The following is a 24,306-nucleotide window of genomic DNA, read 5'->3' on the forward strand; positions in this document are numbered from 1 at the left end:
GCACTGCCGCGGCGACCCCTCCCGGCCGCTTCGCGGCCACCCTCCCCTCAAGGGGGAGGGGGACCCGCGCATGAGCCTCGTCCGGAAATTCGCCACCGTCGCCTCCGGCACGCTGATGAGCCGGCTGCTCGGCTTCGCCCGCGAGATGATGATGGCGGCGGCGCTCGGCACCGGACCGGTGGCCGACGCTTTCAACGCCGCCTTCCAGTTCCCCAACACCTTCCGCCGGCTGTTCGCCGAAGGGGCCTTCAACGCAGCCTTCGTACCGTTGTTCGCCAAGGAGATCGAGGCGGGCGGCATAGCTGGCGCCAAGCGCTTCTCCGAAGAGGTATTCGGCGTGCTGTTCACGGCGCTGATCGCGCTGACCATCCTGATGGAGCTGTCGATGCCGCTGCTGGTGTCGACCATCGTCGCACCCGGCTTTTCCGACAACCCGCAGAAGCACGATCTCGCAGTGTCGCTGGCGACGATCATGTTCCCCTATCTTATGTGCATGTCGCTGGCCGCCATGATGGCCGGCATGCTCAACTCGCTCCGGCGCTATTTCGCCGCGGCTGTGGCACCGGTCTTCCTCAACGTCATCCTCATCGCCGTGCTCGCCTATTGCTGGCATGAAGGGCTCGGCGGGCTGGAGATCGGCCATGCGCTGGCCTGGGGCGTGCTCGCCGCCGGCCTGGTGCAGCTCGCCATCGTCTGGGTGGCGGTGCGCCATGCCGGGGTGCGGATCGGCTTCCGCCGACCGCGGCTGACGCCCAACGTCAAGCGCCTGCTGGTGCTGGCCTTTCCGGCGGCGATCACCGGCGGCATCACCCAGATCAACCAGTTGATCGGCACGGCGATCGCCTCGGCCAAGGACAGCGCGGTGTCGTCGCTCGCCTATGCCGACCGCGTCTACCAGCTTCCGCTCGGCGTGGTCGGCATCGCCGTCGCCATCGTGCTCCTGCCGGAACTGGCGCGCGCGCTGAAGGCTGGCAATCTGCAGGAGGCGTCCAACCTGCAGAACCGTTCCGTCGAATTCACCCTGTTCCTGACGCTGCCGGCGGCGGCGGCGCTGCTCGTCATCTCGGAACCGATCGTGCGGCTGCTTTACGAGCGCGGCGCCTTCGCCGCCACCAACGGCACGCCGGCGGTGTCGGCCATCCTCGCCATTTTCGGGCTCGGCCTGCCGGCATTCGTGCTGATCAAGGCGTTCACGCCCGGCTATTTCGCCCGCGAGGACACGCGCACGCCGATGATCTTCGCGGCGATCTCGGTGGCGGTCAACATCGGCGTAGCGCTGACGCTCTTCCCGTCCATGGGCGGCGCCGGCATCGCCACCGCCTCGGCCATCGCCGGCTGGGTCAACGCTACGATGCTGCTCGCGGTGCTGATCCGGCGCGGCCATTGGGGCCGCGACGCCGGGCTGTTGAAGCGTATCCCGCGATTGCTGTTAGCCTCGGCGGTGATGGCGGGCGCGCTCTACTGGGCAGCGCGCTGGTTCGCCGGCAGCCTCGGGCCAACGGCGCCGTTCTGGGAGCAGGCGGCCGTACTCGGTTCGATCATTGCGGGGGCGATGCTGCTTTATTTCGCGGTCGTCTTCGCCATCGGCGGCGCCGACGTCGGCATGATCCGCCGGAGCTTCAGGCGCGGTTCGGGACCACCGAACGGGCCGGCACCGGACGCGTGAGCACGCCAATAGGGTGTCGCCGAGGCCCCATGAAGGTCACGGCCTCCTGAACCCGGTCGGGCCGCCGTAGAGATAGCCGATACGGTCGATCGCCTCCTCAAGGCCCTCTCGGGCGACCGTCATGGTGTGGCCGTTGGCGTGGATCAGCGACGTGCCGTCGGTCATGATCGCGACATGGCCCTTCCAGAACACGAGGTCGCCGCGCCGCAGGTTTGCATAACCCGACCCAGGGTCGACCGGCACGCCGAGGCCGGCCGCCTGCATGTCGGAGTCGCGCAGCACATGGCGGCCGGCCATACGCATGGAAAGCTGCACCAGCCCCGAACAGTCGATGCCGAAGCCGGACGCTCCGCCCCACAGATAAGGCGTGTGGATCAGCGTCTCGGCGACGGCGACATAATCGTCCGCATATGCATCGACCGAGCGGAGATGCGCATCGACGATCGCCTCACCCGACACCAGCAGCGCGTAACGCGTGCCGCGGGTCTCGGCGTGGCCGATGACGGTGATCTCGGCACCCATCGATAGCACGCAGCTGCTGGGCACCTTCAGGTCAGGAGCCGGATAGAGGAAGGTCCGCGGCACGGCGACCTTATGGGTCGGCGCCGGATCGGCCTGGCCGAGATCGGCGGCGGCGACATAGCCGACATAGCCGTCGTCCGACGCCTGGACCCAGGCAAAACCTTCGGCTTCCTCGAACACATGCAGCGAAGCGCCCTTGAGGAGTTGCGTGTTCAGCCCAGAGTCGGGCCGCGGCGCCGCCCGCATGTCGGCGACCGAAGCGGCTATGCGCGCCGGGCGGCCCGCGACGAAGCGCTCCGCCTCGACCTGCCCCTTCAGGCTGACGTCGGCAAGGTCGGGGCGATAGGCGTGCAGGCGCGGGTCCCTGGCGGTCAAAGCGGAAGCTCCCTGGCGGCTGCGATGATAACATCGCCGAAGCGCTCGACATAGAGCGCGCCCTCGACCGTGCGGCCGACCAGCACGTTGCGGCGGTCCGTCTCGTCGCGCCGGCGGGTGAGGAGCTTCATCGCCCCCATCGTGTCGAGCGCCCGCGTGATCACCGGCTTGGTCACCCCGAGACGTGCCGCCAGGCCGCGCACCGTATGCGGCGGCGGATCGAGATAGACGGTAAGCAGGATCGCCATCTGCCGCATCGACAGGTCCGGCCGGCCGGCCTCGACCTCGGAGAGGGCAACCTGTTGCCACAGCCGAAGGGCCTGGGTCGGACGCAGGGTAACAGACATCCCACCATTGTGGTCGCAAACTGTTTCGGAGCCGTTACGGTGAACCCAAGCACCCCTTCTACACCGGGCAGCCACTACAGGGTCCGCTTGCGGCCGAACCGCTAAGCGGAAGCTATTTCGCGTAGCGCGCGGCGATCACCCGCTCCAGTGCCCGGATCGCCTGGGCCTCGCCGCCGGTCGGGCCCTGCGGCCGATCCGACGGGTTCCAGCCGAAAATGTCGAAATGTGCCCAGCTTCGCGCCTTCTCGACGAAACGCTGCAGGAACAACGCCGCGGTGATGGAGCCGGCGAAACCGTCGGTGGTGACGTTGTTGATGTCGGCGATCTTCGAAGCGAGTTTCGCTTCGTAGGGCTTCCACAGCGGCATCCGCCACACCGGATCTTCCACCTGCGCCGCCGCGGCCGCGATCCCGTCGGCAAGGCTCTCGTCGTCGGTATAGAAGGGCGGCAGGTCCGGGCCTAGCGCGACGCGGGCTGCGCCGGTGAGCGTCGCCATGTCGATCAGGAGGTCCGGCGCCTCTTCATCGGCCAGCGAGAGCGCATCGGCAAGGATGAGCCGTCCCTCGGCGTCGGTGTTGCCGATCTCGACCGTGATGCCCTTGCGGCTCGGGAGCACGTCGCCCGGCCGGAAGGCGTTGCCGGCGATGGCATTTTCGACCGCCGGGATGAGGACGCGCAGCCGCACATCCAGCTTGGCGGCCATGATCATGGTAGCGAGCGCGAGCACATTGGCGGCGCCGCCCATGTCCTTCTTCATCAGCAGCATGCCGCTCGCCGGCTTGATGTCGAGGCCGCCGGTGTCGAAGCAGACACCCTTGCCGACCAGCGTCAGCTTCGGTGCACCCTTGCGGCCCCAGACGAGATCGATCAGCCGCGGCGCCTGCGCCGACGCACGTCCCACCGCATGGATCATCGGAAAATTTTCGGCGAGCAGCGCATCGCCGAGGACGACGGAAATCTTCGCCTTGTGGGCGGCGGCGACCTTGCGAACCGCCTCCTCCAGCGCGTCCGGACCGAGGTCGTTGGTCGGCGTGTTGATCAGGTCGCGCGCCAGGAAGACGCCGTCGGCGACGCGCCCGACTGCATCCGCATCGGCGCCCTCAGGCAGCGCAAAACGCACCGTCCTGCCCGGCTTCTTGCCGTAGCGGGTGAAGACATAGCCGCCCAGCCGCAGCGCCAGCGCCGCCAGCGTGGGATCGGAGGGGACGGTGGAAAAATGCCATTCGCCCGCGGGCAGCGTCGTGGCGAGCTTGCCGAGGGAGAGCGTCCCATCCTTGCCGTCACCGATGCCGAACAGCGCAGCCGCGACATTCCCATCAGCCGACGGCACCACCAGCAATCGGCCGGACTGCCCCGAAAATCCATTCGCCTCGGCCCAGGCAATGGCCTCGGGCGTCAGTCCCGCATCCTGGATGCCGGCGGGACCGATCAGCATTATTGGACGAGAATGTTCGGTCGGACGTTCGATCAGCTCGACAGGCATGCGCAGTCCCTCATCGATGTTGCGGCTCCCGTCAATCGAGCCTGGGCATTAAATTTCCGTAAGCCATACTCTTCGGGCGACCGGAGGTGGTGGAACCTTTGCAGGCTCGCCAAGTTTTGCCGATACCAGACCGGTGCCCCTCCTCCCGTGACCCCGCAGCCCAAAAGGCTGCGGGTCTTTTTGTGTGGGCCGCCGCGGAACGTTGACCGTGCGCGCTCGACCGACGGCGAGCCTTAACCTTCCATTAGGGTTAACGGAATATTTCTGGCTGGAAAGACGCGGGCCATGGGGGGCACGACCGATGCGCAGCAAAGTCTCGAACGACAGGCCTATGGCCCCTTCGCGGGCCGCGCTTGGCCGCGTGGCAGGTCCTCTTCTGGCGATGATCCTCGCGATCGGGGTGGCCGGCTGCGGCGGCGTATCGCGGGAAACGACCGGCTCGATATCGCGGGGCGCGGGCAAGCCCGTCGACCAGATGTCGGCCAGCGAGCTTCCCGGCGCGGCGGCGGCGCTCGGCCGCGCCTATGCCAAGGACACCACCAACAAGGACGTGGGGCTGCGCTACGCCACCGTGCTGCAGATGCGCGGCCAGGCTGACCAGGCGCTTGCCGTCATGCGCAAGCTCGTCATCGACCACCCGAAGGATCGCGTCGTGCTGGCCGCCTACGGCAAGGCGCTGGCCGGGACCGGCCAGTTTGAACCGGCGCTCGACGCCATCCGTCGCGCGCAGACCCCGGAATATCCGGACTGGAAGCTGTTTTCGGCCGAAGGTGCGATCCTCGATCAGGTCGGCGAGAAGGCGCAGGCGCGCGAACTCTACCGCAAGGCGCTGGACATTCGCCCGAACGAGCCGTCGGTGCTGTCCAATCTCGGCATGTCCTACCTGCTCGACGGCGACCTCCGAACCGCCGAGACCTATCTGCGCAACGCCGTGGAGCAGCCCGGTTCCGACAGCCGCGTACGTCAGAATCTCGCCCTGGTCGTCGGCCTGCAGGGCCGCTTCGAAGAGGCCGAGCGCATAGCCGGCCAGGAACTGGCACCGGCGCAGGCCCAGGCCAACATGGAGTACCTGCGCAGGATGCTGGCGCAGCAGAACTCCTGGAGCCAGATCAAGGCCGAAGACAAGAAGAAGGTTGCGTCGAATTGAGGCAGTAGGCAGTAGGCAGTAGGCAGTAGGCAGTAGGCAGTAGAAAATCATACTGCCGAATAGCGGAACTCAACCTGCGGTCGGCTTCGGCAGGTATTTTCTGGGACCAACCCTACTGCCTACTGCCTATCCGGCTTCCTCGCCACCAGAAACGCATCCACGGGCCGGGCGCCGTTTGGCAAAGTCTTGATGCGGTTGGCGATCTTGGCGAGCGGATAGGCAAGCGCGATGGCCGCGTGCCATGACCAGCGATGCGCGATGTAGCGCTCGTGCGGCGCCTTGTCGGTGCGCTTGAACAGCAGGCGATGCAGCCAATAGATCAGCCCCTGATGCGGCGACGGCTGCAGCGTACCCGCCTCCACGACCTCCAGCCCGAGTTCCGCGGCGAGTGCCCGATAGGCTCCCGGATTCCACCACGTCACATGGTGCGGCGGGATGTTGATGGGCAGATTCGGAATTTCGGTCAGCGGCGATGGATGCAGCGGCGCTGCGAGGATCAGCAGGCCGCCCGGCTTCAGCAGCCGGACCATCAGCTCCGCATGCCGGCGCGGATCGGGAACGTGCTCGATGACGTGGAAGGCGGTTGCCACGTCGAAGGATTCCGGCCGCTGTTCGGCATAGGCTTCGAGCGTCTCGCGGATGACCACTTCGTCGGCGTCCGGGCCCGCATAGGGGTCGAGCCCGGTATACCGGGCATGCGAGAGATGCCGCCGGAACACGCCGGGGCCGCAGCCGACATCGACGACCTCGGCGCCGTCCGGGATGAAGCTGGCCGCGCGCTTGTAGTCGACACGCGTGTCGGCGACGTCGTTCAGCCGCTCGTGAACGTCCCATTCGTCGTAGTAGGTCTGGTAGAAGGCGCCGTCGCCGACGACGCGCGGCTCGAAGAACACCAGGCCGGTCGGCGATTCGTAGAGCGTGACGCGGTCGATGCCCTTGAACAGGTGCTTCACGTCGACACCCTGGCCGATGCGCCAGATGTCCTCGATCACCCTTGCCGAGACGCCGTGGATGCGGCGCGCAGCCGGCTTGCCGGTGATCGGGCACGGCGGCAACACCTTTTCGTCGCCGGCGGGGCGCGTCGGTCCTGCCATTCGCATTCCTCTCGGTTGCAGGCGACCGTCAGGTCCTTGACCGTTCGGACAGGCGCAGCATGATTTCCTTGTCCGGCCGCGAGGTGAGATTGCCGAGCGGCTTCGGCCGGGTCCCGGGCACCAGCGTTAACCGAGCCCGAGCCAGAAGTCCACGCAGGATGGCAGCCATCTCGATATCGGCGAAACGAGCGCCTGGGCAACCCCGTGCGCCCATGCCGAACGGCATGTAGCTCGTACGCGCCGGCGCGGGGCCGCCCTCCAGCCAGCGGCGCGGAGAAAAGTCGTCCGGCCGCCACCAGAGTTTTTGGTGACGATGCAAGGTCCAGGGCGCCACCAGCACGAAGCTGCCGGCCGGCACCGGCTTGGTGCGGAAGACGATGTCCTCCTGCGCCTCGCGCAGGAAGAAACCGATCGGCGGATAGATCCTGAGAGCCTCTCTCGCCAGCGCGTCGGCGATCGAGTCCGGGTCCGCCGCTCCCCAGAATCCCTCCCCCTCGGTCCTGCCTGCGAGTGCCGCGGCGGTCGCGTCCTGCAGTTCCGGACGTCCGGCAAGCTCGTAGGAGAGCCAGGACAGCGTCGAGGCGGTGGTCTCGTGGCCGGCAAGCAGCATGACGGCGATCTCGTCGAGCAGCGCCTCTTCTCCGGCCAATCCCGGCTCCAGCCGGCCGGCCTCGGCGAGCGCGAGCGCGAAGGGCGCGGTCTCGAGCGGCCGGTCCCCATTGATCAGGGGCGTGACGAAGCGCTCCCGCATCAGCGCCCGCATCTCCCCGCCGATCTCCTCGATCCCCATGTCCCGCATCACGCGGGCACGTGCCCGTTCGTCCTGCCCGGCAAGCATCAGCACCAGCGGTGCCGCCTTCCTGTGGAAGGCGAAGAACAGCCGCGTGAAACGAAGCGACTGGTCCGCGTCGAACCGATCGCCGAGCGTGCAGTGCGAGACGATATCAACGGTGAGCCGCGACAGTTCCTCGCTGATCGCGACCTGGCCACCCGGGGCAGCCAGCCAGCGGTCGAGATAGTCCGCCGTGATCGCCTCCGTCACCCGCCGCACCTCTTCATCGGGGATCGTCGCCAGCGAGCGCGAGAAGATGCGGCGTGTCTCCTTGACCGACGCGCCGCCCGGCTGGCCGAAGACGCCGCCGCCGATCAACGGCTTCAGCAGGTCATGCACCACCGCGCTTTTCGGGAACTGGCCGGCGCGGTCGAGCATCACCGTCTCGACGACCTTCGGATCATTGGCGAAGACGAGCTTGCGGCTGGCCAGATCGATCAGCATGAGCCACCGCTCGAGCGGCTTTCCCGTGGCGTAGCGCATCGGGTCGGAAAATATCCGGCCGGCCAGCCGGGTGGCGAACGGCACCCGTCCCAGCGACCAGGAGAGCATGCTCAGGAGGCGGGGAATGGCAGTCGCTCCTTGACCGCGATCGAATACGGACCGGAAATCTCGTAGACCACATGGCCCCACCTGATCCGCCGTGTCCAGGCGGCCGCGACGATCACGCTGAGATGGAACAGATCGACCAGCGGCTGGAGCAGGCCGAGCAGCAGCTGGATCAGCCGGACCGGGACGGAGTCGGGCATGTCGAGCCGTCTGGCGACGTCGCCGACCAGCGCCTGCTTCAGCACCGCCAGCGCGGCAAGGCCAATCGCCGCCCACAGGTAGTCGCCCGTCGCGCGGACCTGCCAGAGCACCGCGATCCAGGCGGCGAGGCGAACAGCGACCGTCGCCAGAGCCATGCGCCAGAGCCAAGGGCGGTAGATGTGGCCGATCCGATACTGGCGCACGGCGAAGCGCCAGGCTGCAACGAGGCCAAGATCCGTGGGGGAGGGAATCAGCAGTGCGCCGCGCGTAAGAACCCGCAGCCCGGCAGCCGAGGCATGCTCGGCGAGTGAAAGATCGTCGGAAAGGGTCGAATCGAGACTGACGGAAAGCTGCATGCGCTCGGCAGCCGCCGGCGAGATGCCGATGCTGCCGCCCCAGACGACGCTGGTCGAGTTCCAGCCGGTGCGCGGCAGCAGGGTGACGGCGCGGTCGATCGCCGCCACCAGATGCGCGCCCAGGCGATGTTTTCGCACCTGCTGCCAGCGATGGCCGGTCACCAGATCGAAATTGCCGTCCATCAGCGGAGAAACCAGCGCGCTCAGCCACCAGCGTTGCGGAACGATGTCGCCGTCCATCATGACGATGGCCTGGTCGCGCTCGTCGATCAGCGCGAGAGCGGCCTGCTGGTTGCGGCATTTCTGCGCCTGGTCGCGGGCTTCGCCCGCCACCACGATCTCAACGGGAAAGCGCGCCATCGGCGCCGCCTGGCGGACCCGTTCGTAGGCAGGATCGTCATGCGATTCCACCGAGACGATCAGGCGGGCGGGAAGCAGGGTCTGTGCGTTGAGCGTGCCGATGAGCGTCTCGAGCCCAGGCATCGGGCCGGTGATCGGCAGGATGACGCTGACGGCTGCACGGCGCTCGGAGCGCGGCTTCTGCAGGCGCATGAGCCGCACGATCACGCTCGCCAGCGACAGCAGGTTTATGCAGAGCCCGACCAGGGCCAGAGGCAGAACCCAGGACCACATTCCTCCCCTCTACGCGATGGCGGCGCTGAACGGTAGCGCTAACCTGCGCGCGGCCGGCGTCACCTGCTCGAGGAGGACGAACTTTCGCCCCAGATACCGCGCTCGCTCACCTGGATGCCGGCGGGGCCGAGAATGACGGCGAACAGCACGGGCAGAAAGAACAGGATCATCGGCACGGTGAGCTTGGGCGGCAGCGCGGCTGCCTTCTTCTCCGCTTCGTTCATGCGCATGTCGCGGCTCTCGCTGGCCAGCACGCGCAACGCATGCCCGACGGGCGTGCCATAGCGTTCCGCCTGGATGAGCGCCTGCATCACCGACTTGACCGATTCGAGACCGGTGCGGCCCGACAGGTTCTCGAACGCCTGGCGGCGCTCCGGAAGATAGGAGAGCTCCGCATTGGTCAGGATCAGCTCCTCGGCGAGTTCACCCGATTGCGTGCCGATCTCGTCGGCGACACGGCGCATGGCGACCTCGACCGACATGCCCGACTCCACGCAGATCAGCATCAGGTCCAGGGCATCGGGCCAGGCGCGCTGGATGGACTGCTTGCGCTTTGTCGCCTTGTTGGTGACGTAAAGCACAGGCGCATAGAAGCCCGCATAGGCGGCGGCAATTGCCACGAACACTTTTACGAAGAACGGCTGCTCCGGCATCGCGCCGAGGAAGAACAGGTAGAACAGGGCGACAGCAAAGAAGACGAAAGGCAGGACGAAGCGGAAGAACAGGAACCGGTTGAGTGGATTCTGGCCGCGGAAGCCGGCGACCTTGAGCTTGTTCAGCGTGGCCTCGTCGACCAGCGCACGCTTGAGGTCGAGCCTTTCGACGAAATTGCGTATGCCGATCGACTGCTGCTCGCGCAGGCCCTTGCGGCGGCGGTCGGCCTCGGCCGCCAGGCGGGCCCGCTGCCTGGCGCGCAACTCGTCCCGTTCCAGCGCGACGCTCTTCATCCGCGCCCGGAGGGGATTGCCGCCGAGGGCCGGCATCACGGTGAAGATCGTCGCAAACACGGCGATGCCGACCAGAAGTGCGATCAGCAGCGAAGGATCTGTCAGGAGTCGGACGGTCTGTTCGGACATCCAGCTAGACCTCGAAATTGATCATCTGCCGCATCACCAGGATGCCGATCAGCATCCACACAGCCGAGACGCCGAGAATGAGATTGCCGGTCGACGTGGCGAACAGCGGCATGATGTAGGTCGGGCTGGACAGGTAGACGAGGCCGGCGACGATGAAGGGCAGCGCCCCGATGATGGCGGCAGAGGCCTTGGCCTCCATCGACAGCGCCTGAACCTTGGCCTTCATCTTCTTGCGGTCACGCAGCACGCGCGAAAGGTTGCCGAGCGCCTCGGAGAGATTGCCGCCGGCCTGATTCTGGATCTGGATCACGATGCCGAAGAAGCCGGCTTCCGGGCAGGGCATGCTTTCGGGCATCCGCATGACGGCGTCGGGAATGGACATGCCGAGCTGCTGGGCTTCGACGATGCGGCGGAATTCGCTTCTGACCGGTTCGGCCGCCTCGTTGGCGATCAGCCGGATGCCGTCGTTGAGCGGCAACCCTGACTTGACCGCGCGCACGATCACGTCGAGCGCATTCGGGAACTCGGCGAGGAAGGCCTTGACGCGGCGCGCCCGTTTGAACGACACGAACCAGCGCGGCAGGCCGAGCGCGCCGACGATGAGCAGGCCGGGCAGCAGCAAAAGCGGCAGCCCGGCGATGAAGCCGGCCGCCGTCAGCGCCAGCCCACACAGCGCCGAGTAGAGATAGAAACGTTCGATGGAGACGGTGAGGCCGGCCTGCCGCAACTGGATGCGCAGCGGCGGCCGGCGGATGTTGTTGTCCCGCACCTTCTGCTTTTCGTCGAGCTCCTTGAGCGAATCCTGCACCGACTTGCGGCGGCGGGCCGCTTCGGCGGCGCGGTCGCGAGACGCCTTGACGACCGAGCGGTCGGTTTCAGCACGCTTGATCGTGTCGAGCCGCCGGTCGGCCTGCTTCTCGTCGGCGATCCGGTTGAACAGGAAGGCATAGGCGACGGCCCCGGCGCTGACGCCGGCGAGCGCGATGAAGACCAGCAGGGTGGAGTCCAGACCGAACATCATTCCGCCCGCTTTTCCATCGCCTCGAGCGCGGTGGCGAGGCGATGCTCCTCGCCGAAATAGCGGGCGCGCTCCCAGAAATGCGGGCGTCCGATGCCCGTCGACATATGCTCGCCGATCAGCCGTCCCTGGGCATCCTCGCCCTTGAGATTATAGACCACCAGATCTTGGGTGATGATGACGTCACCCTCCATGCCGACCACCTCGGTGATGTGGGTGATGCGGCGAGAGCCGTCGCGCAGGCGCGCCGCCTGGATGATGACGTCGATCGAGCCGACGATGATCTCGCGCACGGTCCTCTGCGGCAGCGAATAGCCGCCCATGGCGATCATCGATTCCATGCGGTTGAGGCATTCGCGCGGGCTATTGGAGTGAATGGTGCCCATCGAGCCGTCATGGCCGGTGTTCATGGCCTGCAGCAGATCGAACACTTCCGGCCCGCGCACCTCGCCGACGATGATGCGCTCGGGGCGCATGCGCAGGCAGTTGCGGACCAGGTCGCGCATGGTGACCTCGCCCTCGCCCTCGAGATTTGGCGGCCGGGTTTCGAGACGCACCACATGCGGCTGCTGAAGCTGCAGCTCGGCGGAGTCCTCGCAGGTGATGACGCGTTCGTCACGGTCGATATAATTGGTGAGGCAGTTGAGCAGCGTCGTCTTGCCGGAGCCGGTGCCGCCGGAGATGAGGATGTTGCAGCGAACCCGGCCGATGATCTTGAGAATCTCGGCGCCGTGGGGAGAGATCGCGCCGAATTTCGTGATCTGGTCGAGCGTGAGCTTGTCCTTCTTGAACTTGCGGATGGTCAGCGCAGTGCCGTCGATCGACAGCGGCGGCGCGATCACGTTGACGCGCGAGCCGTCGGGCAGGCGGGCATCGCAGATCGGCGAAGATTCGTCGACGCGGCGGCCGACCTGGCTGACGATGCGCTGGCAGATGTTGAGAAGCTGCTGGTTGTCGCGGAAGCGGACGCCGGTCTGCTCGACCTTGCCGTTGACCTCGATGTAGACGTTCTTGGCGCCGTTCACCATGATGTCGGCGATATCGTCGCGGGCGAGCAGCGGCTCCAGGGGGCCGAAGCCAAGCACATCGTTGCAGATGTCCTCGAGCAATTCCTCCTGCTCGGAGATCGACATCACGAAATTCTTGATCGCGATAATGTCGTTGACGATGTCGCGGATCTCTTCGCGGGCGCTGTCGGGGTCGAGCTTGGCAAGCTGCGACAGGTCGATCGTATCGATCAGCGCGGAGAAGACCTGGCTTTTGGTGTCGTAGTAGGTCTCGCTCCGTTCGCGCTGCGCCCGCCGCGGTTCAGCGGGAGGCGTCGACACCTCCGGACGCCTGGGTGCGAGCACCGCCGGGCCTGCATCGGGCTGACGCGGCGTCAGCGTCGCCGTCGCGCCGGCCGCCGGTGCCATCGGCATCGGAGGGGGAGCGCGGAACTCGGGCGTCGTCCTCGTCCCGTCGTCGTTGCCTCTTCTACCGAACATGACTTTTCTGCCGTTACGCTGCGGAGGATCACTTCTTCTTCAGCTTGAGCTTGCCGATGATGCCGGAAAGCCCCGGCTTCGCCCGCGGCTTGATCTCGCTGCGGCCTGTCAGCACATGCGCGATCTCGCGGATAGACTGGACGATCGGGTGCTTGGCGTCCATTTCCCCGAGCATGCGGCCGTTGTTGGCCGCATTGCCGAAGAGCTGCGGATCGAAGGGTATGACGCCCACCGGCACCACGCCGAGCGGATCGGCGAAATCGTTGATCGATATCTCCGAGCGCTTCGGCACCCCGGCCTGGTTGATGATCAGCTTCGGCGGGGCGTCGTTCGGCCGCGTCTTCTTCAGCATGTCGACCAGGTTCTTGGTGTTGCGCAGGTTGGCGAGCTCAGGCGTGGCGGTGATCACCACGTCGTCGGCCTGCATCAGCGTCTGCTTGCTCCAGCCGGTCCAGACATGCGGCACGTCGAGCACGAGCAGCGGCGCGCTGCGCTGCGCCGTCTCGATGATCTGCTTGAAGGCATCCGCCTCGAAGTCGTAGACCCGATCCAGCGTCGACGGCGCAGCCAGCAGCGACAGCCGTTCGGCGCACTGGGCGAGCAGTCGATCCAGATAGACCTCGTCGATGCGCTCCGGCGAGAACACGGCCTCGGCCATGCCTTGAGCCGGGTCCTGGTCGAAATTGATGTTGGCGGTGCCGAAGGCCAGATCGAGGTCGGCGACGACAACCTCGGAACTGAACAGGTTCGACATCGCCCATCCGACATTGTGGGCTATGGTGGAGGAGCCGACACCGCCCTTCGCACCGATGAAGGCGATCGACCGGCCGATCGGTTCGGCCGAGGGATCGACGAAGATTCCGGAGATCACGCCGAGGATATCGGCGAGCGAAATCGGCGCGACCATATACTCCGAGATGCCCGACTTGATCAGGTCGCGGTACAGCGACACGTCGTTGTAATGGCCGATCACCACCACCTTGGTGCTTGGGTCGCAGCATTCGGCGAGCTGGCCGAGGCTTTCCAGCAGCGGACGGGGCTCGCTGCGCGACTCGACGATGATCAGGTTGGGCGTCGGCGCACTCTGATAGAAGTCGACGGCGGTGGGTATGCCGCCCATGTGGATCTTGACATGCGCCTTGGCCATCCGCCGGTCCAGGCTCGCCCGCTCGACCGGCACGGCGATGCCGTCCGTCTCGCAGAATGCCTGAATCGAGATGCGCGGTACCGGACGCAGCGCATGCAGCTCGGAAATGTCGCGCTCCATCGCGCTGCCCGGATCGAGCTCTGAGTCGTAAGCCAGAGTGCCCATGGATCGCCCCGTCCTCAGTATTCGATCTCGCGCGTCGGCTCGTCGGCCCACACCGGTGCGTTGCGGTAGTCGTCGATGACGACGCTGCGCCGCTCGGCATCGACCTCCGTCGTCTTGCGCGGCCCGAGCAGGTCGGCGGGATTCTCGAGTTGCGCGGCAAGGTTGTTCTGGTAGGAACAGCCGAAATTGGCGTAGTGCTTGTTCTCGCTGGTCTCGCCGAGATCCGCGGGCCAGCGGCCGCATTTGTTGGTCTGCGCCGTGATCGCCGTGTAGCTCACCCGCACCGGCGCCGAGACTTCGGCCGCACCGGCCTGGTAGGACGAGATCATGATCCGGCTGGCCGGCACGCCCTGCTTCTTAGCGTAATGCGCAAAAGCGCTTCCGGCCTCGGAAGCGGCGACCTGGTTGGCCGAGCCCACCGGAACCAGGATGGTCAGCGGCGGCGCGGCGCTGCGGTCGTAATTGTCGAGGAAGCCGCCGAGCGCCACCCGCTGCGTATTGGTCATGCCGCGGTCGCTGGCGCCGACCGGCAGGTCGATCACCTGCTCCTTCTCGGCGATCACGATCGGGTGGTTGGTCCGGTAGTCGTCGGGCACGGAGCCCACCGTCACGCTGTCGGTCCTGGCGGCGCAACCGGCCAGCAGGGCAGCGGCGAGCGTGGCGGCAAGCACGGTAGCCGGCCTGCGCATGATGCGGATCGGGACGGGTCGCGGCGCCGCGAGGGGAGCCGTCCTGGAGGTCTTCTCGATCATGGCTCGTCCCCCGATCACTTGTAGATGTAGCCGACCATGCCGTGGTAGCGGCCGTCGGGCTTGTCCGTCTTCATGGTCCCGTAGACGCGGTTGATGCGGCCGAGGAACATGCCCGCGCCGTCGCTGGCGGGGTTGAAATTGTCGTCCGGCTTGGCGAGCGCGGCACGCGCCACCGGCTTGCTCAGATAGGGCGTGATCAGGATCACCAGCTCCGTCTCGTTGCGCACGAAGTCGCGGCTGCGGAACAGCGTGCCCAGCACGGGTATCTTGGAAAGCCCGGGCACGCCCTGCACGGCCTGCCGGACATCGTCGCGCACCAGGCCGGCGATCATCATCGAGCCGCCGGACGGCAGCTCGACGGTGGTGTCGGCAAGCCGCTTGCGGATGGAAATGAGATTGGTGCCCGGCAGATTCGTGCGCGGCTCGAAGATGCCTCCGAACAATCCCGGATTCTTGGCGGGCGGGCCACCGGGGGCGGTGACCGATCCTTCGGTGGTCGGCTCGGATACCGAGGTGCGCACCTTCAGGCTGATCCGGCCCGGCGAGAGCACCACCGGCAGGAATTCGAGGCCGATGCCGTATTCCAGCTTCTCGATCTCGTAGGTCACCTGGCCGGTCTCGTTGTCGTCAGACACGTTGCTTGAGCGGCCCGTGACCAGGTTGAACTCGCCGCCGACCCTGAAAGTCGCCTTCTCGCCCGAGACCGCCGTCAGCGTCGGCTCGGCCAGCGTCTTCATCACGCCGGCCTGCTCCATCGCATTGACATAGGCGTCGATCGCCGATGTCCCGAGCGCGAAGCCGGAGGCAGAGAGTGGCGCGCCGAGGCCGAAGGAGTTCTCGGCGATGGCGCCCCAGCTGATGCCGTTGCTGTCGCCGCCGGCGATCAGGTTGACGCCGAGCTGCTTCATGACCGTGCGGCTGACCTCGGCCACGGTAACCTTGAGCGTGACCTGGTCCTCGCCGATGATCTTCAGCAGGTTGACGATCCGGCTCACCCGGCGTTCAGAATCCGGGTTGTTGATGTCGACGCCGCTGTCGCTCGACCCGCCCGAGGCCGTCTGCGAATACTGGCCGGTCGTCGCCTCACCGCCGCTGACGAAGATGGTCGCGAGCTCCGCCGCGCGCTTGGCGTCCAGGGGCGTCTCGACCGTGCCGGTGAGCACGACGTTGTCGTTGAGCAGCTCGACGGTGACGTCGGACGTCGGCAGGAAGCGCTTGATGTAGCCTTCCAGCCCCGCGACATCGCGTTCGATCTGCAGGTCGAGATTGGCGATCTGCTCGCCGTTGGGCCCGAAGACGAAGATGTTGGTCTGGCCGACCGCCTTGCCGAACAGGTAGATGCGGCGCGCCGTGCGGGTCACCGCGTCGGCGACCGCCGGATTGGCGACCAGGATGTCGTAGGCATCGGTCGGCAGGTCGATGACGATCGACTTGTTGAGGCCGAGCTTGATCGGCTCGCTGCTGCTGCGCGACGGGCCGACCTCGACGCGGCCGGATCCCGCCTGCGCCGCCATGGGCGGCATGACCGTACCCGCCAGCACCGCAAGCGCCACGGCAAGCGCTGTCGCATTCCTGAGAACCCGCTGCGAGGCGCGGCGCCCCGTCATCGGCCGAGACACGGCGTCCGCTCTCATTTCCTCGCTCCCACTTCGGAGACTTCGCCGGATTTGATCAACCGCACGGTGCTGCGCTTGCCGTTGCCCGAGACCAGGTAGTCGGCCTCGCCATCCGGCACCTCCTGCGCGTCGGCGACGGAACGCAGGGCCAGCGTCAGGCGATCGGCCATCTGCTGGGCGACGGTGATGATCTCCGCCTGCTGCGGCGTCAGCTCGAGCGTCGCGGTTTCGCCGACCTTCACCTTCTTGCCGTCCTCGTCCTCCTGGATGGTCTGGTCGATGGCCAGAACCTTGATGTTCTTCAGGATGGTCTCGGTGACGAAGCCGGTGGCGGTGGCCTTGTCGGACCGCCGGGTCATGATGACGTCGACAAAGTCGTTGGGCAGGATGAAGCCGCCGGCGGAGGTGTCGGCGGAAATCTGCGTCGCTATGGCGCGGCGGCCGGACGGCAGCACCGAGGACATGAAGCTCTGGCCTTCGCCGACCAGCTTGGAGCGGCGCAGCGGCTCGCCGCCATAGATCGGCACACGGGCTATGCCCGTCCGCAACTTCTCCATGGCATCGGGCTCGGCATTGCGGGTTATGAAATTCTCGTTGATGCCGGCGCTGGGCCAGTCCTGCCAGGAGAGTTGGTCGCCGATACCGGCGCCCATCGGTACGTCGCCGGAAACCACAAGCACCTGGGTCGTGGAGATCGACGGCGTCTCGGATTCGACGATGACGGCCGGCAAGGGCGCCGTCATGTTCTTGGCAACCCAACCTGCTCCGCCCGCCGCCACGGCGGCGACGCCCAGAATGATAAGCCGCGATGCAGCCATATTCCAAAACCCCGCGCTCGGCACCCCATTCAGCCGAGACGCAGGTTGCAGCGCCAATCGTCAAATTACGGTTAACGCTCTACCAACAATTGTGATTAATTTTCCGTTGCGCTTCGACCGTGCGGCAAAGTCCGCGCAAGCGACCGACGGGTCAAGCCTGACGATCCCGCTCCTTCAGCCGGTCAGCCTTGTCACCGCCCAGGCCATCAGCGGCGCGTGCGGATAGGTGAGCAGGCCGCCGATGCCGAGGGCAATGCCATAAGGCACGCCGGCCTTGCTGTCGGCGATATTGCGCAGGAACATGTTGTTGCCGGTGTAGACCGACAGCGCCGACCCGCGGAAGCTCAGTATGCCGAGCGTCAGCACGCCGCCGACCACGGCCGAGATCGCCAGATACTGCGCCAGGGGAAAGCCCATGCCCATGTAGAGAGCCGTCGCCGCCATCAGCTTGGCGTCCCCTCCCCCCATGGCGCCCATGGCGAAAAGACCGAACCCGGCAATCAGCACCGTCAGGCCGGCGGAGAAATGCCAGCCATAGGTCGTCCAGTCCATGCCGGTCAGCGGCGCGACGACGGCGAAGGTCGCGACGAGCACAAGTGACACACGGTTGGCAATCGTCATGGAAAGCAGGTCGGAAACCGCCGCGAAGACCATACAGAACGGGAACACGACGAAGATCAGAGCTTCCAGCATACGTGCATTCCGATTTCAGCCGATTTCAAGATAGTTTTGCCGCGTTAAGCGGCAATAAAGTCGATCCGATAAATTGGACGATCACGACTCATGAAAAATCATGAAAGAGGCCGCTCGCAGGGAGCGGCCCTTCCGTTGGTCGGCTTGCAGTCAGATCAATCGCCTGTCTGCCTCTTTCGGCATCACGGAGCCGGCGCTGCCGCAGGCTTCAGCTTATTGGCGATTTCTTCGAGCTTGAGGTTGACGTTGGTACCGAGCAAGCCCGCACCGGTGATGATGGCTAGCGCGATGAGAGCGGCGATCAGACCGTATTCGATGGCGGTCGCGCCGGATTCGTCCTTCACAAAACGTGCAAACAGCTTCGACATGACAGAGACCCTTAACTCCACGTGTTACAGCACTTCCGTCAACTGTTCTCGGGGTTGATCGGATGACCGGCAATCTACGCAGCAGCCCTTTCGATGCGCTTAACGAACACCCTTACCGAAACCTTGCCGTCGTCTCCGCGATCCTGTGGTTAATCATTCCAAAAACAGAAAACTTTAATAAAAGTCGAAATTACCTGCGGATCAGGCAAGAACTTCAAGGGCTCCGGCTGCGCATCGCGCTTCTGCGGCTGCCACCGCCCATCGGGCTCGTCCGGGCGGCATGGCCGGCTTAACCGGCGATTCACCAATATCGTTCATCTTCGTGAAAGTGCCCGTCCACCGGAGAGCCGAGATGGCCGTAACGAAGACCTGTTCCCGTCTGCTCGGCGCGCTCGCGGCGCTGGTGCTGACCGCGACCGCCGCGGCTCATGCCGAGGGCGGAATCGAAGTGGTGATGAACCAGGCCAAGATCGTCAAGCTGGCGCGGGCCGCCGACACGATCGTGGTCGGCAACCCGCGGATCGCCGATGCCGCCGTCCAGGACGCCACCACCATCGTGCTGACCGGCAAGGGATTCGGCGTCACCAACCTGGTCGTTCTCGACGAGGCCGGCAGCCCGATCGTCGACGAGCAGATCGTCGTCACGCGCCAGACCGCAAACTCCGTGCGCGTGTACAGGCGTGCCGACATCCAGACGCTTTCCTGCGCGCCGTTCTGCGAGGGCTCCTACAAATCGGCTGCCGAGTACACCTCGGAAGCCGAAATCTCGGCGGGGCCATAAATTCGCGCCAGGCATGCCCCGTTAGCGGGACGTGAATGCAGGCATCGCGATTTTAACGATCGCCAAAACGGCGGATCAACAAGTTTCGTCTAGGTTGCCGCCGAACATGTGGGGCATGGGGCGGATCATGAGCACGTCTCCCGAGGCGAGCGGTCGTAGAAAGAAACCGGCGTTTTCGCCGTTGCGGCGTTTCGCCGGCAATTCCAGCGGCGCCACGGCGATCGAATTCGCCATGCTGGCGCTGCCGTTCTTCCTGCTGGTGCTCGCCATTATCGAGGTCTGCCTCTCCTTCGGCGGCCAGCAGGTGCTGGTGAACGCGACCAACGACGTCGCCCGCCAGTACCGCACCGGGCAGATCAGGCCGACGAACAACCCCGCGGCGGACGAGACGAAGCTGAGGGACGAGATCTGCGAGCGCCTCGAAATCATCGTCAGCAGCGGCTGCCCCGGGCTCACCGTCGATCTGCAAAGCTATACGACCTTCGAGGATGCGGCCAAGGTTCCGATCGCCTATCCGGACAAGGACGTGGCAACGCCTGGGCTGGCGGGCTCGAAGAACATGCTCCGCGCCTATTACAGATGGCCGCTGATCACCGATCTCCTGCAACTCATGGGATCGAAGGACAAGGACGGCACCACGATGCACTTCGCCGTCGCGGTCTGGCAGAACGAACCCTTCAACGATTGAGGCCGCGGCCAAGCGGAAAGTCAGGACCATGAACGCGCGTCTTTGGACACTTCGCCCTTCCCTTCGTCGCGCCTGCGCGAGGCTGGCGGGCGACCGCCGCGGCGTGGCGGCGGTGGAATTCGCCCTTCTCGTACCCATTCTGATGGCGATGTATTTCGTCACCATCGAGGTCGCTCAGGCGATCGACGGCAACCGCAAGGTCGGACGTATCGCCAGCATGGTCGGCGACCTGATCACGCAGCAGCCCGAGATCACCAAAAGCGAGCTCGAGGCGATCATGAAGATCGGCGGGTCGATCATTCAGCCTTATTCCCGCTCGGGGGCAACGATCACGGTTACGGCGATCCAGATCACGGCCAATCCCGACTCCAAGGTGCAGGTCGCCTGGTCCAGCAAGCTCGCCGGCGGGTCCTATAGCAAGCCGTTCACAACCGGTTCGGCGGCCACGGTACCGGACGCGCTGAACGTTCCCGGCACCTTCGCCATCAAGGTCGAGGCCGATTTGTCCTACCTGCCGATGATCGCATGGGGCGACGGCCAGAAGACGGCGCTCGGGCTAGGCGGGCTGTTCGACGACATCAAGATGAAAGAGACCTATTTCCTGCGGCCGCGCATGAGCACGACCATTCCGTGCACCAGTTGCTGAGCCGCAGACCATCCATTCATCCGCCAAAAAAAATCGGGCGCCGCATCGCGGCGCCCGAAGCATTATTGCGTCAGCGCTTAGGCGACGACGAAGTCGGCGCTGGTGAGCGAGAGGCCAGGGGCCAGGCTGGCGAACTGCACCGCGGACGAGCCGCCGGCATTGCCATCGGCGTCGTAGAGCAGGGCGCCGCTGTCGGTATCGTAGATGATGCGATGGGCCGCGGCTGTCGCCGCACCGGCCGCATTGGCGACGAAAGCTTCCGCCGCCAGCGGTCCTGCTCCAAGGACCGTGAAGATCGCGCTGGCGAGCTCGATCGTGTCGGACGCCACGTTGTAGCCGACGATGGTGTCGACATTGCCAGCGCCGAGTGCGCTTGAGAACACGTAGGTGTCGGGCCCGGCGCTGCCAGTCAACGTGTCCGATCCGCCCTTGCCGTCGAGGCGGTTCGCACCGGCATTGCCGAAGATCTCCTGCGCGAACTCATTGCCGGTCAGATCGACACCGGCAAAGCCCTTCGAGTTCGTGGTTTTCATCACCTCGACCTCGACACCTGCCGCCAGCACGAAGTCTACGAAGGTGGCGACCGTGTCTTGTCCTTCGCCACCGGCCTCGATGATCGTATCGCCGGAGTTGTAGACGAAGTATGTGTCGTCACCGTCGCGTCCGCGCATCACGTCGGCCGCGCCGGCGCCGCCGTCGTTCAGGACGTTGTCGCCATCGTTGCCGATGATGGTCTGCGCGAACTTGTTGCCGGTCAGGTCGATCGCATCGGTGGCGGTCTGCGAGGTGGTCACCAGCGATTCGACATGCACGCCATTACCGAGCTGGTAGTCGACCCCGGCGGCGACCCGGTCGGTGCCTTCGGCCGCTCGTTCAACAACGACGGCATTCGAATTATAGACGATATAGGTGTCGTTGCCGTCCCGCCCGATCAGGGTATCGGGTTGGCTGTCGCTTGCGCCCGGACCGGTACCGCCGTCGTGCAGCCGGTTGTTGCCGTCATTGCCGACGATTCTCTGAGCAAGCGCGTTGCCGCGCAGATCGATGCTCGAAGTACCGGTCGATTTGGTCGTCGTCAGCACCTCGATTTCCTGACCTGCCGCGAGGACCCAGTCGATGTTGGACGCCACCCGGTCGGCAGTGCCGCCGCCCGCGACTTCGTCCACCACGTCCGACAGGCTGTTGACGATATAAGTGTCGTTGCCCAGCCCGCCGGTCATCTTGTCGTTGCCGAGACCGCCATTCAGCGTATCGGCGCCGTTGCCGCCGACCAGCGTGTCGTTGCCGAGCGCGCCGGTCAGCGTGTCGTCGCCGTCCAGTCCGGTAAGGACGTTGGCATCGGCATTGCCGATGAGGGTGTCCTTGAAGTTTGACCCGCGCAGGTTGGTGATGCCGGTCAGGATATCGCCCTCGGCATGCCCGCCTGACCCCACGGTCGCATTGGTAAGCGCGATCTTCACGCCGAGAACATTCACGTCGATCGTCGACGTCGTGCTCAGGTTGATCGTCACGCCTGCGGTCGAGGTATCGTAGATCGCGGTGTCGTTGCCGGACAGGCTGATGGTGCCGACGTTCAGCACGACGTTGAGCACGCCGCCAATAATGTTGTCAGCCCCCGCGCCTCCTTCGATGATGTCGTTGCCGGCGTAGCCGATACAGGTATCGTCCCCTCCCTTGCCGTAGATCTCATCATCGCCAAGACCTGTCACAATCCCAAGAAGCCCCGGAAGGACGTTAGGATTGTCGTCGCCTTCGAACTTAGCCATTTCTACCTCCACTTGTGCAGGGAACGAACCAACCTGCAATCTATGCAGGCGCTTCCCCGCAGCGGGAGAGACTATATACTGATTCTTGACAAGCAATAATCCTATTAGGATCGCTTTTATCTACAATTTAATCGGGTAATTGCTTTATTTAATGCTGATTGTACTGTATATTCTATAATAAACTACTTATAGAAAATATCGTATAAGTCATAAATATACTTATTCGCTCAAGTTATTATTCTTGAGTTTGAGCTGAATGTATTCGCTCATGAAGCGCCTCCCCGTCCTGCCGGTTCCACGATTCGCTTGCAGCGGCGGCGCGCTGCCTCTAGCCTTCGGAAAAACACCGAGGGAACGCCGATGCTGCCTGGCATCAAGGCCGGTTTCGAACTCGATGCCCGGCTCGAAGCCGACAGCGTGTCGCTGTTATGGCTCGGGCTGTGCGAGCTCCGTCTGATGAACGACCGGCGCTGGCCGTGGGTGCTGCTGATCCCGCAGCGCCCCGGCATCGAGGAGCTGCACGACCTCACCCCGCTCGACCAGGCGATGCTCACCTTCGAGACCAACATGGTCGCGCAAGGGCTGAAACAGGTCACCGGCTGCACCAAGATCAACTCCGGCGCGCTCGGCAACATCGTACGGCAGCTGCATGTGCATGTGGTGGCGCGCTCGGAGGGCGATCCCGGCTGGCCCGGTCCGGTCTGGGGTTTCGGCCCGCGCGAGCCCTACAAGGTCGACGCCATGCGCAGTTTCATCGACAAGATAAGAGCGGCGCTGTAGGGTCGGCCTCCCGACTCAAGCGCCCATGCCCATGCCCTTCCGCCTCTTCGACGCGCCCGAGCGCGAACCCAGCCAGTTCGTCGGTTTCGCCGGCAACCGTCTCGACCGGCGCGCCGAGAAGCGCGGCGACGACGCGGCTCAGCTTGCCCTCACGGAGCCTGGGGCTCGGGTCCTGCTGGTGCACGCCGGACGCGCCTACCTGAGGCCGAACGGCGAGGCCTTTGGCAGCTTCTTCGCGCTCTCGGAGGCGGAAAGCTTCGGTGCGTCGCCGGCGGATATGGTCCTGCTCGGCTTCGACGAGGCCGGGCCGGTGCTCGCCGCGGCGGCCGGTGTCGAGCCCGAGATGCTTCCCGAATCCGTCAAGGCGATCGACTACCGCTCCGTCTATATGCAGGGACTGCTCGGCCTGGCCGAGCTCGGCGCGCTTGCACAGGGGGCGGCCCTGCTCGCCTGGCATGCCAGCCACCAGTTCTGTGGCCGCTGCGGAACCCGGACGGAGATGCGCGCCGGCGGCTACAAGCGCCAGTGCCCGGCCTGTGGCACGGAGCATTTTCCGCGTACCGATCCCGTGGCGATCATGCTCACGGTGACGCGCGGCAAATGCCTGCTCGGACGGGGGCGGCATTTCGCCCCGGGCATGTATTCGGCTCTGGCCGGCTTCATCGAACCCGGCGAGACGATCGAAGCGGCGGTGCGCCGCGAGACTCTCGAGGAATCCGGCATCCGGCTCGGCCGCGTCGTCTACCATGCCAGCCAACCCTGGCCGTTTCCCTATTCGCTGATGATCGGGTGCTTCGGCGAGGCGCTCGACGAGGACATCCGGCGCGACGAGGCCGAGCTGGAGGACTGCCGCTGGTTCTCGCGCGACGAGGTGCTTGCCGCGCTGGCCAAAAACCATCCCGGCGGGGTGTTCGTACCGCCGCCAGGCGCGATCGCCCATCATCTCATTCGCTTCTGGGCCGAAAACCCGTAGGCGCCGCCGTTCACACGCAAGGAGACGACATGATCCGGCACACCGTCGTGTTCACGCTCAGGCACGAGCCGGGATCGGCCGGGGAGCGCGATTTCCTCACCGAGGCGCGCAGGCTGGCCGACATTCCCGGCGTCGAAAAGTTCGAGCAATTGCGCCAGGTCAGCCCAAAGAACGATTTTCGCTTCGGCTTCTCGATGGAGTTTTCCGACCAGGCCGCCTATTCGGGCTACAACGACCACCCGTTCCACGTCGCTTTCGTCCGCGACCGCTGGATACCGGAGGTGGAAGCCTTCCTGGAAATCGACTACGCGCCGCTGGATTGAGGGC

25 protein-coding genes are annotated in these 24,306 nt (G+C 65.4%); 9 read left to right on the plus strand and 16 right to left on the minus strand.

Going from position 1 to position 24,306, the window contains the following annotated elements; all coding sequences use genetic code 11:
* Nucleotides 1-70: 70 nt before the first annotated feature.
* Entirely contained in the window at nt 71-1,666 is a 1,596-nt protein-coding gene (gene murJ, locus C7I84_RS13650; protein ID WP_106772753.1) for a murein biosynthesis integral membrane protein MurJ, read from the plus strand.
* A gap of 36 nt (nt 1,667-1,702) precedes the next feature.
* Here murJ and C7I84_RS13655 read toward each other — a convergent pair whose 3' ends face one another.
* The 3 genes from C7I84_RS13655 to C7I84_RS13665 form a co-directional block, all read right to left on the minus strand.
* On the minus strand, nt 1,703-2,563 hold the full coding sequence (locus C7I84_RS13655; RefSeq protein WP_106772754.1) for a C40 family peptidase: 861 nt from the start codon (nt 2,561-2,563) through the stop codon (nt 1,703-1,705).
* Nucleotides 2,560-2,910: a MarR family transcriptional regulator gene (locus tag C7I84_RS13660; protein WP_106772755.1), complete on the minus strand. Its 351-nt coding sequence runs from the start codon at nt 2,908-2,910 to the stop codon at nt 2,560-2,562. Before C7I84_RS13660 ends, C7I84_RS13655 begins: the two co-directional genes overlap by 4 nt.
* A gap of 112 nt (nt 2,911-3,022) precedes the next feature.
* A complete protein-coding gene (locus tag C7I84_RS13665) occupies nt 3,023-4,393 on the minus strand; it encodes a leucyl aminopeptidase family protein (protein WP_106772756.1) in 1,371 nt (456 codons plus the stop codon).
* A gap of 331 nt (nt 4,394-4,724) precedes the next feature.
* Here C7I84_RS13665 and C7I84_RS13670 point away from each other — a divergent pair, with 331 nt between their 5' ends.
* Nucleotides 4,725-5,540, plus strand: a complete 816-nt coding sequence (locus tag C7I84_RS13670; protein WP_106772878.1) for a tetratricopeptide repeat protein — start codon at nt 4,725-4,727, stop codon at nt 5,538-5,540.
* Nucleotides 5,541-5,659: 119 nt separating this feature from the next.
* Here the strand turns inward: C7I84_RS13670 and C7I84_RS13675 are convergent, their stop codons facing one another.
* The 12 genes from C7I84_RS13675 to C7I84_RS13730 form a co-directional block, all read right to left on the minus strand.
* The gene (locus tag C7I84_RS13675; protein WP_165816070.1) at nt 5,660-6,634 is read right to left on the minus strand and encodes a class I SAM-dependent methyltransferase; all 975 of its coding nucleotides are present in this window, start codon (nt 6,632-6,634) and stop codon (nt 5,660-5,662) included.
* Between the two features lie 28 nt (nt 6,635-6,662).
* Nucleotides 6,663-8,018 carry a cytochrome P450 gene (locus C7I84_RS13680; RefSeq protein ID WP_106772758.1) on the minus strand — a complete coding sequence of 452 codons (1,356 nt, stop codon included), beginning with the start codon at nt 8,016-8,018 and terminating at the stop codon, nt 6,663-6,665.
* A gap of 2 nt (nt 8,019-8,020) precedes the next feature.
* Nucleotides 8,021-9,205 carry a glycosyltransferase family 2 protein gene (locus C7I84_RS13685; protein ID WP_106772759.1) on the minus strand — a complete coding sequence of 395 codons (1,185 nt, stop codon included), beginning with the start codon at nt 9,203-9,205 and terminating at the stop codon, nt 8,021-8,023.
* Between the two features lie 59 nt (nt 9,206-9,264).
* A complete protein-coding gene (locus C7I84_RS13690; RefSeq protein WP_106772760.1) occupies nt 9,265-10,281 on the minus strand; it encodes a type II secretion system F family protein in 1,017 nt (338 codons plus the stop codon).
* A 4-nt stretch (nt 10,282-10,285) separates the two neighbouring features.
* Nucleotides 10,286-11,299 (minus strand): type II secretion system F family protein, encoded by a 1,014-nt coding sequence (locus C7I84_RS13695; protein WP_106772879.1) that lies wholly within the window; start codon nt 11,297-11,299, stop codon nt 10,286-10,288.
* On the minus strand, nt 11,299-12,786 hold the full coding sequence (locus C7I84_RS13700; RefSeq protein ID WP_106772761.1) for a TadA family conjugal transfer-associated ATPase: 1,488 nt from the start codon (nt 12,784-12,786) through the stop codon (nt 11,299-11,301). Before C7I84_RS13700 ends, C7I84_RS13695 begins: the two co-directional genes overlap by 1 nt.
* A 28-nt stretch (nt 12,787-12,814) precedes the next feature.
* Entirely contained in the window at nt 12,815-14,098 is a 1,284-nt protein-coding gene (locus C7I84_RS13705) for a CpaE/TadZ family protein (protein WP_106772762.1), read from the minus strand.
* A gap of 14 nt (nt 14,099-14,112) precedes the next feature.
* The gene (locus C7I84_RS13710; protein ID WP_106772763.1) at nt 14,113-14,850 is read right to left on the minus strand and encodes a CpaD family pilus assembly protein; all 738 of its coding nucleotides are present in this window, start codon (nt 14,848-14,850) and stop codon (nt 14,113-14,115) included.
* 14 nt (nt 14,851-14,864) lie between these two features.
* Nucleotides 14,865-16,364, minus strand: a complete 1,500-nt coding sequence (locus tag C7I84_RS13715) for a type II and III secretion system protein family protein (protein ID WP_425351342.1) — start codon at nt 16,362-16,364, stop codon at nt 14,865-14,867.
* A 116-nt stretch (nt 16,365-16,480) separates the two neighbouring features.
* Nucleotides 16,481-17,284: a Flp pilus assembly protein CpaB gene (gene cpaB, locus C7I84_RS13720; protein WP_106772764.1), complete on the minus strand. Its 804-nt coding sequence runs from the start codon at nt 17,282-17,284 to the stop codon at nt 16,481-16,483.
* A 174-nt stretch (nt 17,285-17,458) separates the two neighbouring features.
* Nucleotides 17,459-17,977, minus strand: a complete 519-nt coding sequence (locus C7I84_RS13725) for an A24 family peptidase (protein ID WP_106772765.1) — start codon at nt 17,975-17,977, stop codon at nt 17,459-17,461.
* Nucleotides 17,978-18,159: 182 nt separating this feature from the next.
* On the minus strand, nt 18,160-18,345 hold the full coding sequence (locus C7I84_RS13730; RefSeq protein WP_106772766.1) for a Flp family type IVb pilin: 186 nt from the start codon (nt 18,343-18,345) through the stop codon (nt 18,160-18,162).
* Between the two features lie 62 nt (nt 18,346-18,407).
* On the opposite strand from C7I84_RS13730, the gene C7I84_RS30020 reads away from it, so the two are divergent.
* The 4 genes from C7I84_RS30020 to C7I84_RS13745 all read left to right on the plus strand — a co-directional run bounded on the left by C7I84_RS30020 (nt 18,408) and on the right by C7I84_RS13745 (nt 20,460).
* Nucleotides 18,408-18,638, plus strand: coding sequence for a hypothetical protein (locus C7I84_RS30020; RefSeq protein ID WP_165816071.1), 231 nt, complete (start codon nt 18,408-18,410; stop codon nt 18,636-18,638).
* Nucleotides 18,639-18,697: 59 nt separating this feature from the next.
* Nucleotides 18,698-19,126: a pilus assembly protein N-terminal domain-containing protein gene (locus C7I84_RS13735; RefSeq protein WP_106772767.1), complete on the plus strand. Its 429-nt coding sequence runs from the start codon at nt 18,698-18,700 to the stop codon at nt 19,124-19,126.
* 127 nt (nt 19,127-19,253) lie between these two features.
* Complete coding sequence (locus tag C7I84_RS13740) at nt 19,254-19,814, plus strand: TadE/TadG family type IV pilus assembly protein (protein WP_106772881.1); 561 nt, start codon at nt 19,254-19,256, stop codon at nt 19,812-19,814.
* 28 nt (nt 19,815-19,842) lie between these two features.
* Entirely contained in the window at nt 19,843-20,460 is a 618-nt protein-coding gene (locus tag C7I84_RS13745; protein WP_106772768.1) for a TadE/TadG family type IV pilus assembly protein, read from the plus strand.
* A 77-nt stretch (nt 20,461-20,537) separates the two neighbouring features.
* Here C7I84_RS13745 and C7I84_RS29530 read toward each other — a convergent pair whose 3' ends face one another.
* Complete coding sequence (locus C7I84_RS29530) at nt 20,538-22,226, minus strand: calcium-binding protein (RefSeq protein ID WP_120785121.1); 1,689 nt, start codon at nt 22,224-22,226, stop codon at nt 20,538-20,540.
* A gap of 360 nt (nt 22,227-22,586) precedes the next feature.
* On the opposite strand from C7I84_RS29530, the gene C7I84_RS13760 reads away from it, so the two are divergent.
* Genes C7I84_RS13760 through C7I84_RS13770 form a run of 3 tightly spaced genes read left to right on the plus strand, consistent with a single transcriptional unit; the run spans nt 22,587 to nt 24,302 of the window.
* Nucleotides 22,587-23,006 carry an HIT domain-containing protein gene (locus tag C7I84_RS13760; protein WP_106772771.1) on the plus strand — a complete coding sequence of 140 codons (420 nt, stop codon included), beginning with the start codon at nt 22,587-22,589 and terminating at the stop codon, nt 23,004-23,006.
* A gap of 31 nt (nt 23,007-23,037) precedes the next feature.
* Complete coding sequence (gene nudC / locus C7I84_RS13765) at nt 23,038-23,979, plus strand: NAD(+) diphosphatase (protein WP_106772882.1); 942 nt, start codon at nt 23,038-23,040, stop codon at nt 23,977-23,979.
* A 29-nt stretch (nt 23,980-24,008) separates the two neighbouring features.
* On the plus strand, nt 24,009-24,302 hold the full coding sequence (locus tag C7I84_RS13770; RefSeq protein WP_106772772.1) for a Dabb family protein: 294 nt from the start codon (nt 24,009-24,011) through the stop codon (nt 24,300-24,302).
* Nucleotides 24,303-24,306 lie beyond the last annotated feature (4 nt).

The sequence above is a fragment of the Kumtagia ephedrae genome (genome assembly GCF_003012745.1).
Lineage (GTDB): Bacteria > Pseudomonadota > Alphaproteobacteria > Rhizobiales > Rhizobiaceae > Kumtagia > Kumtagia ephedrae.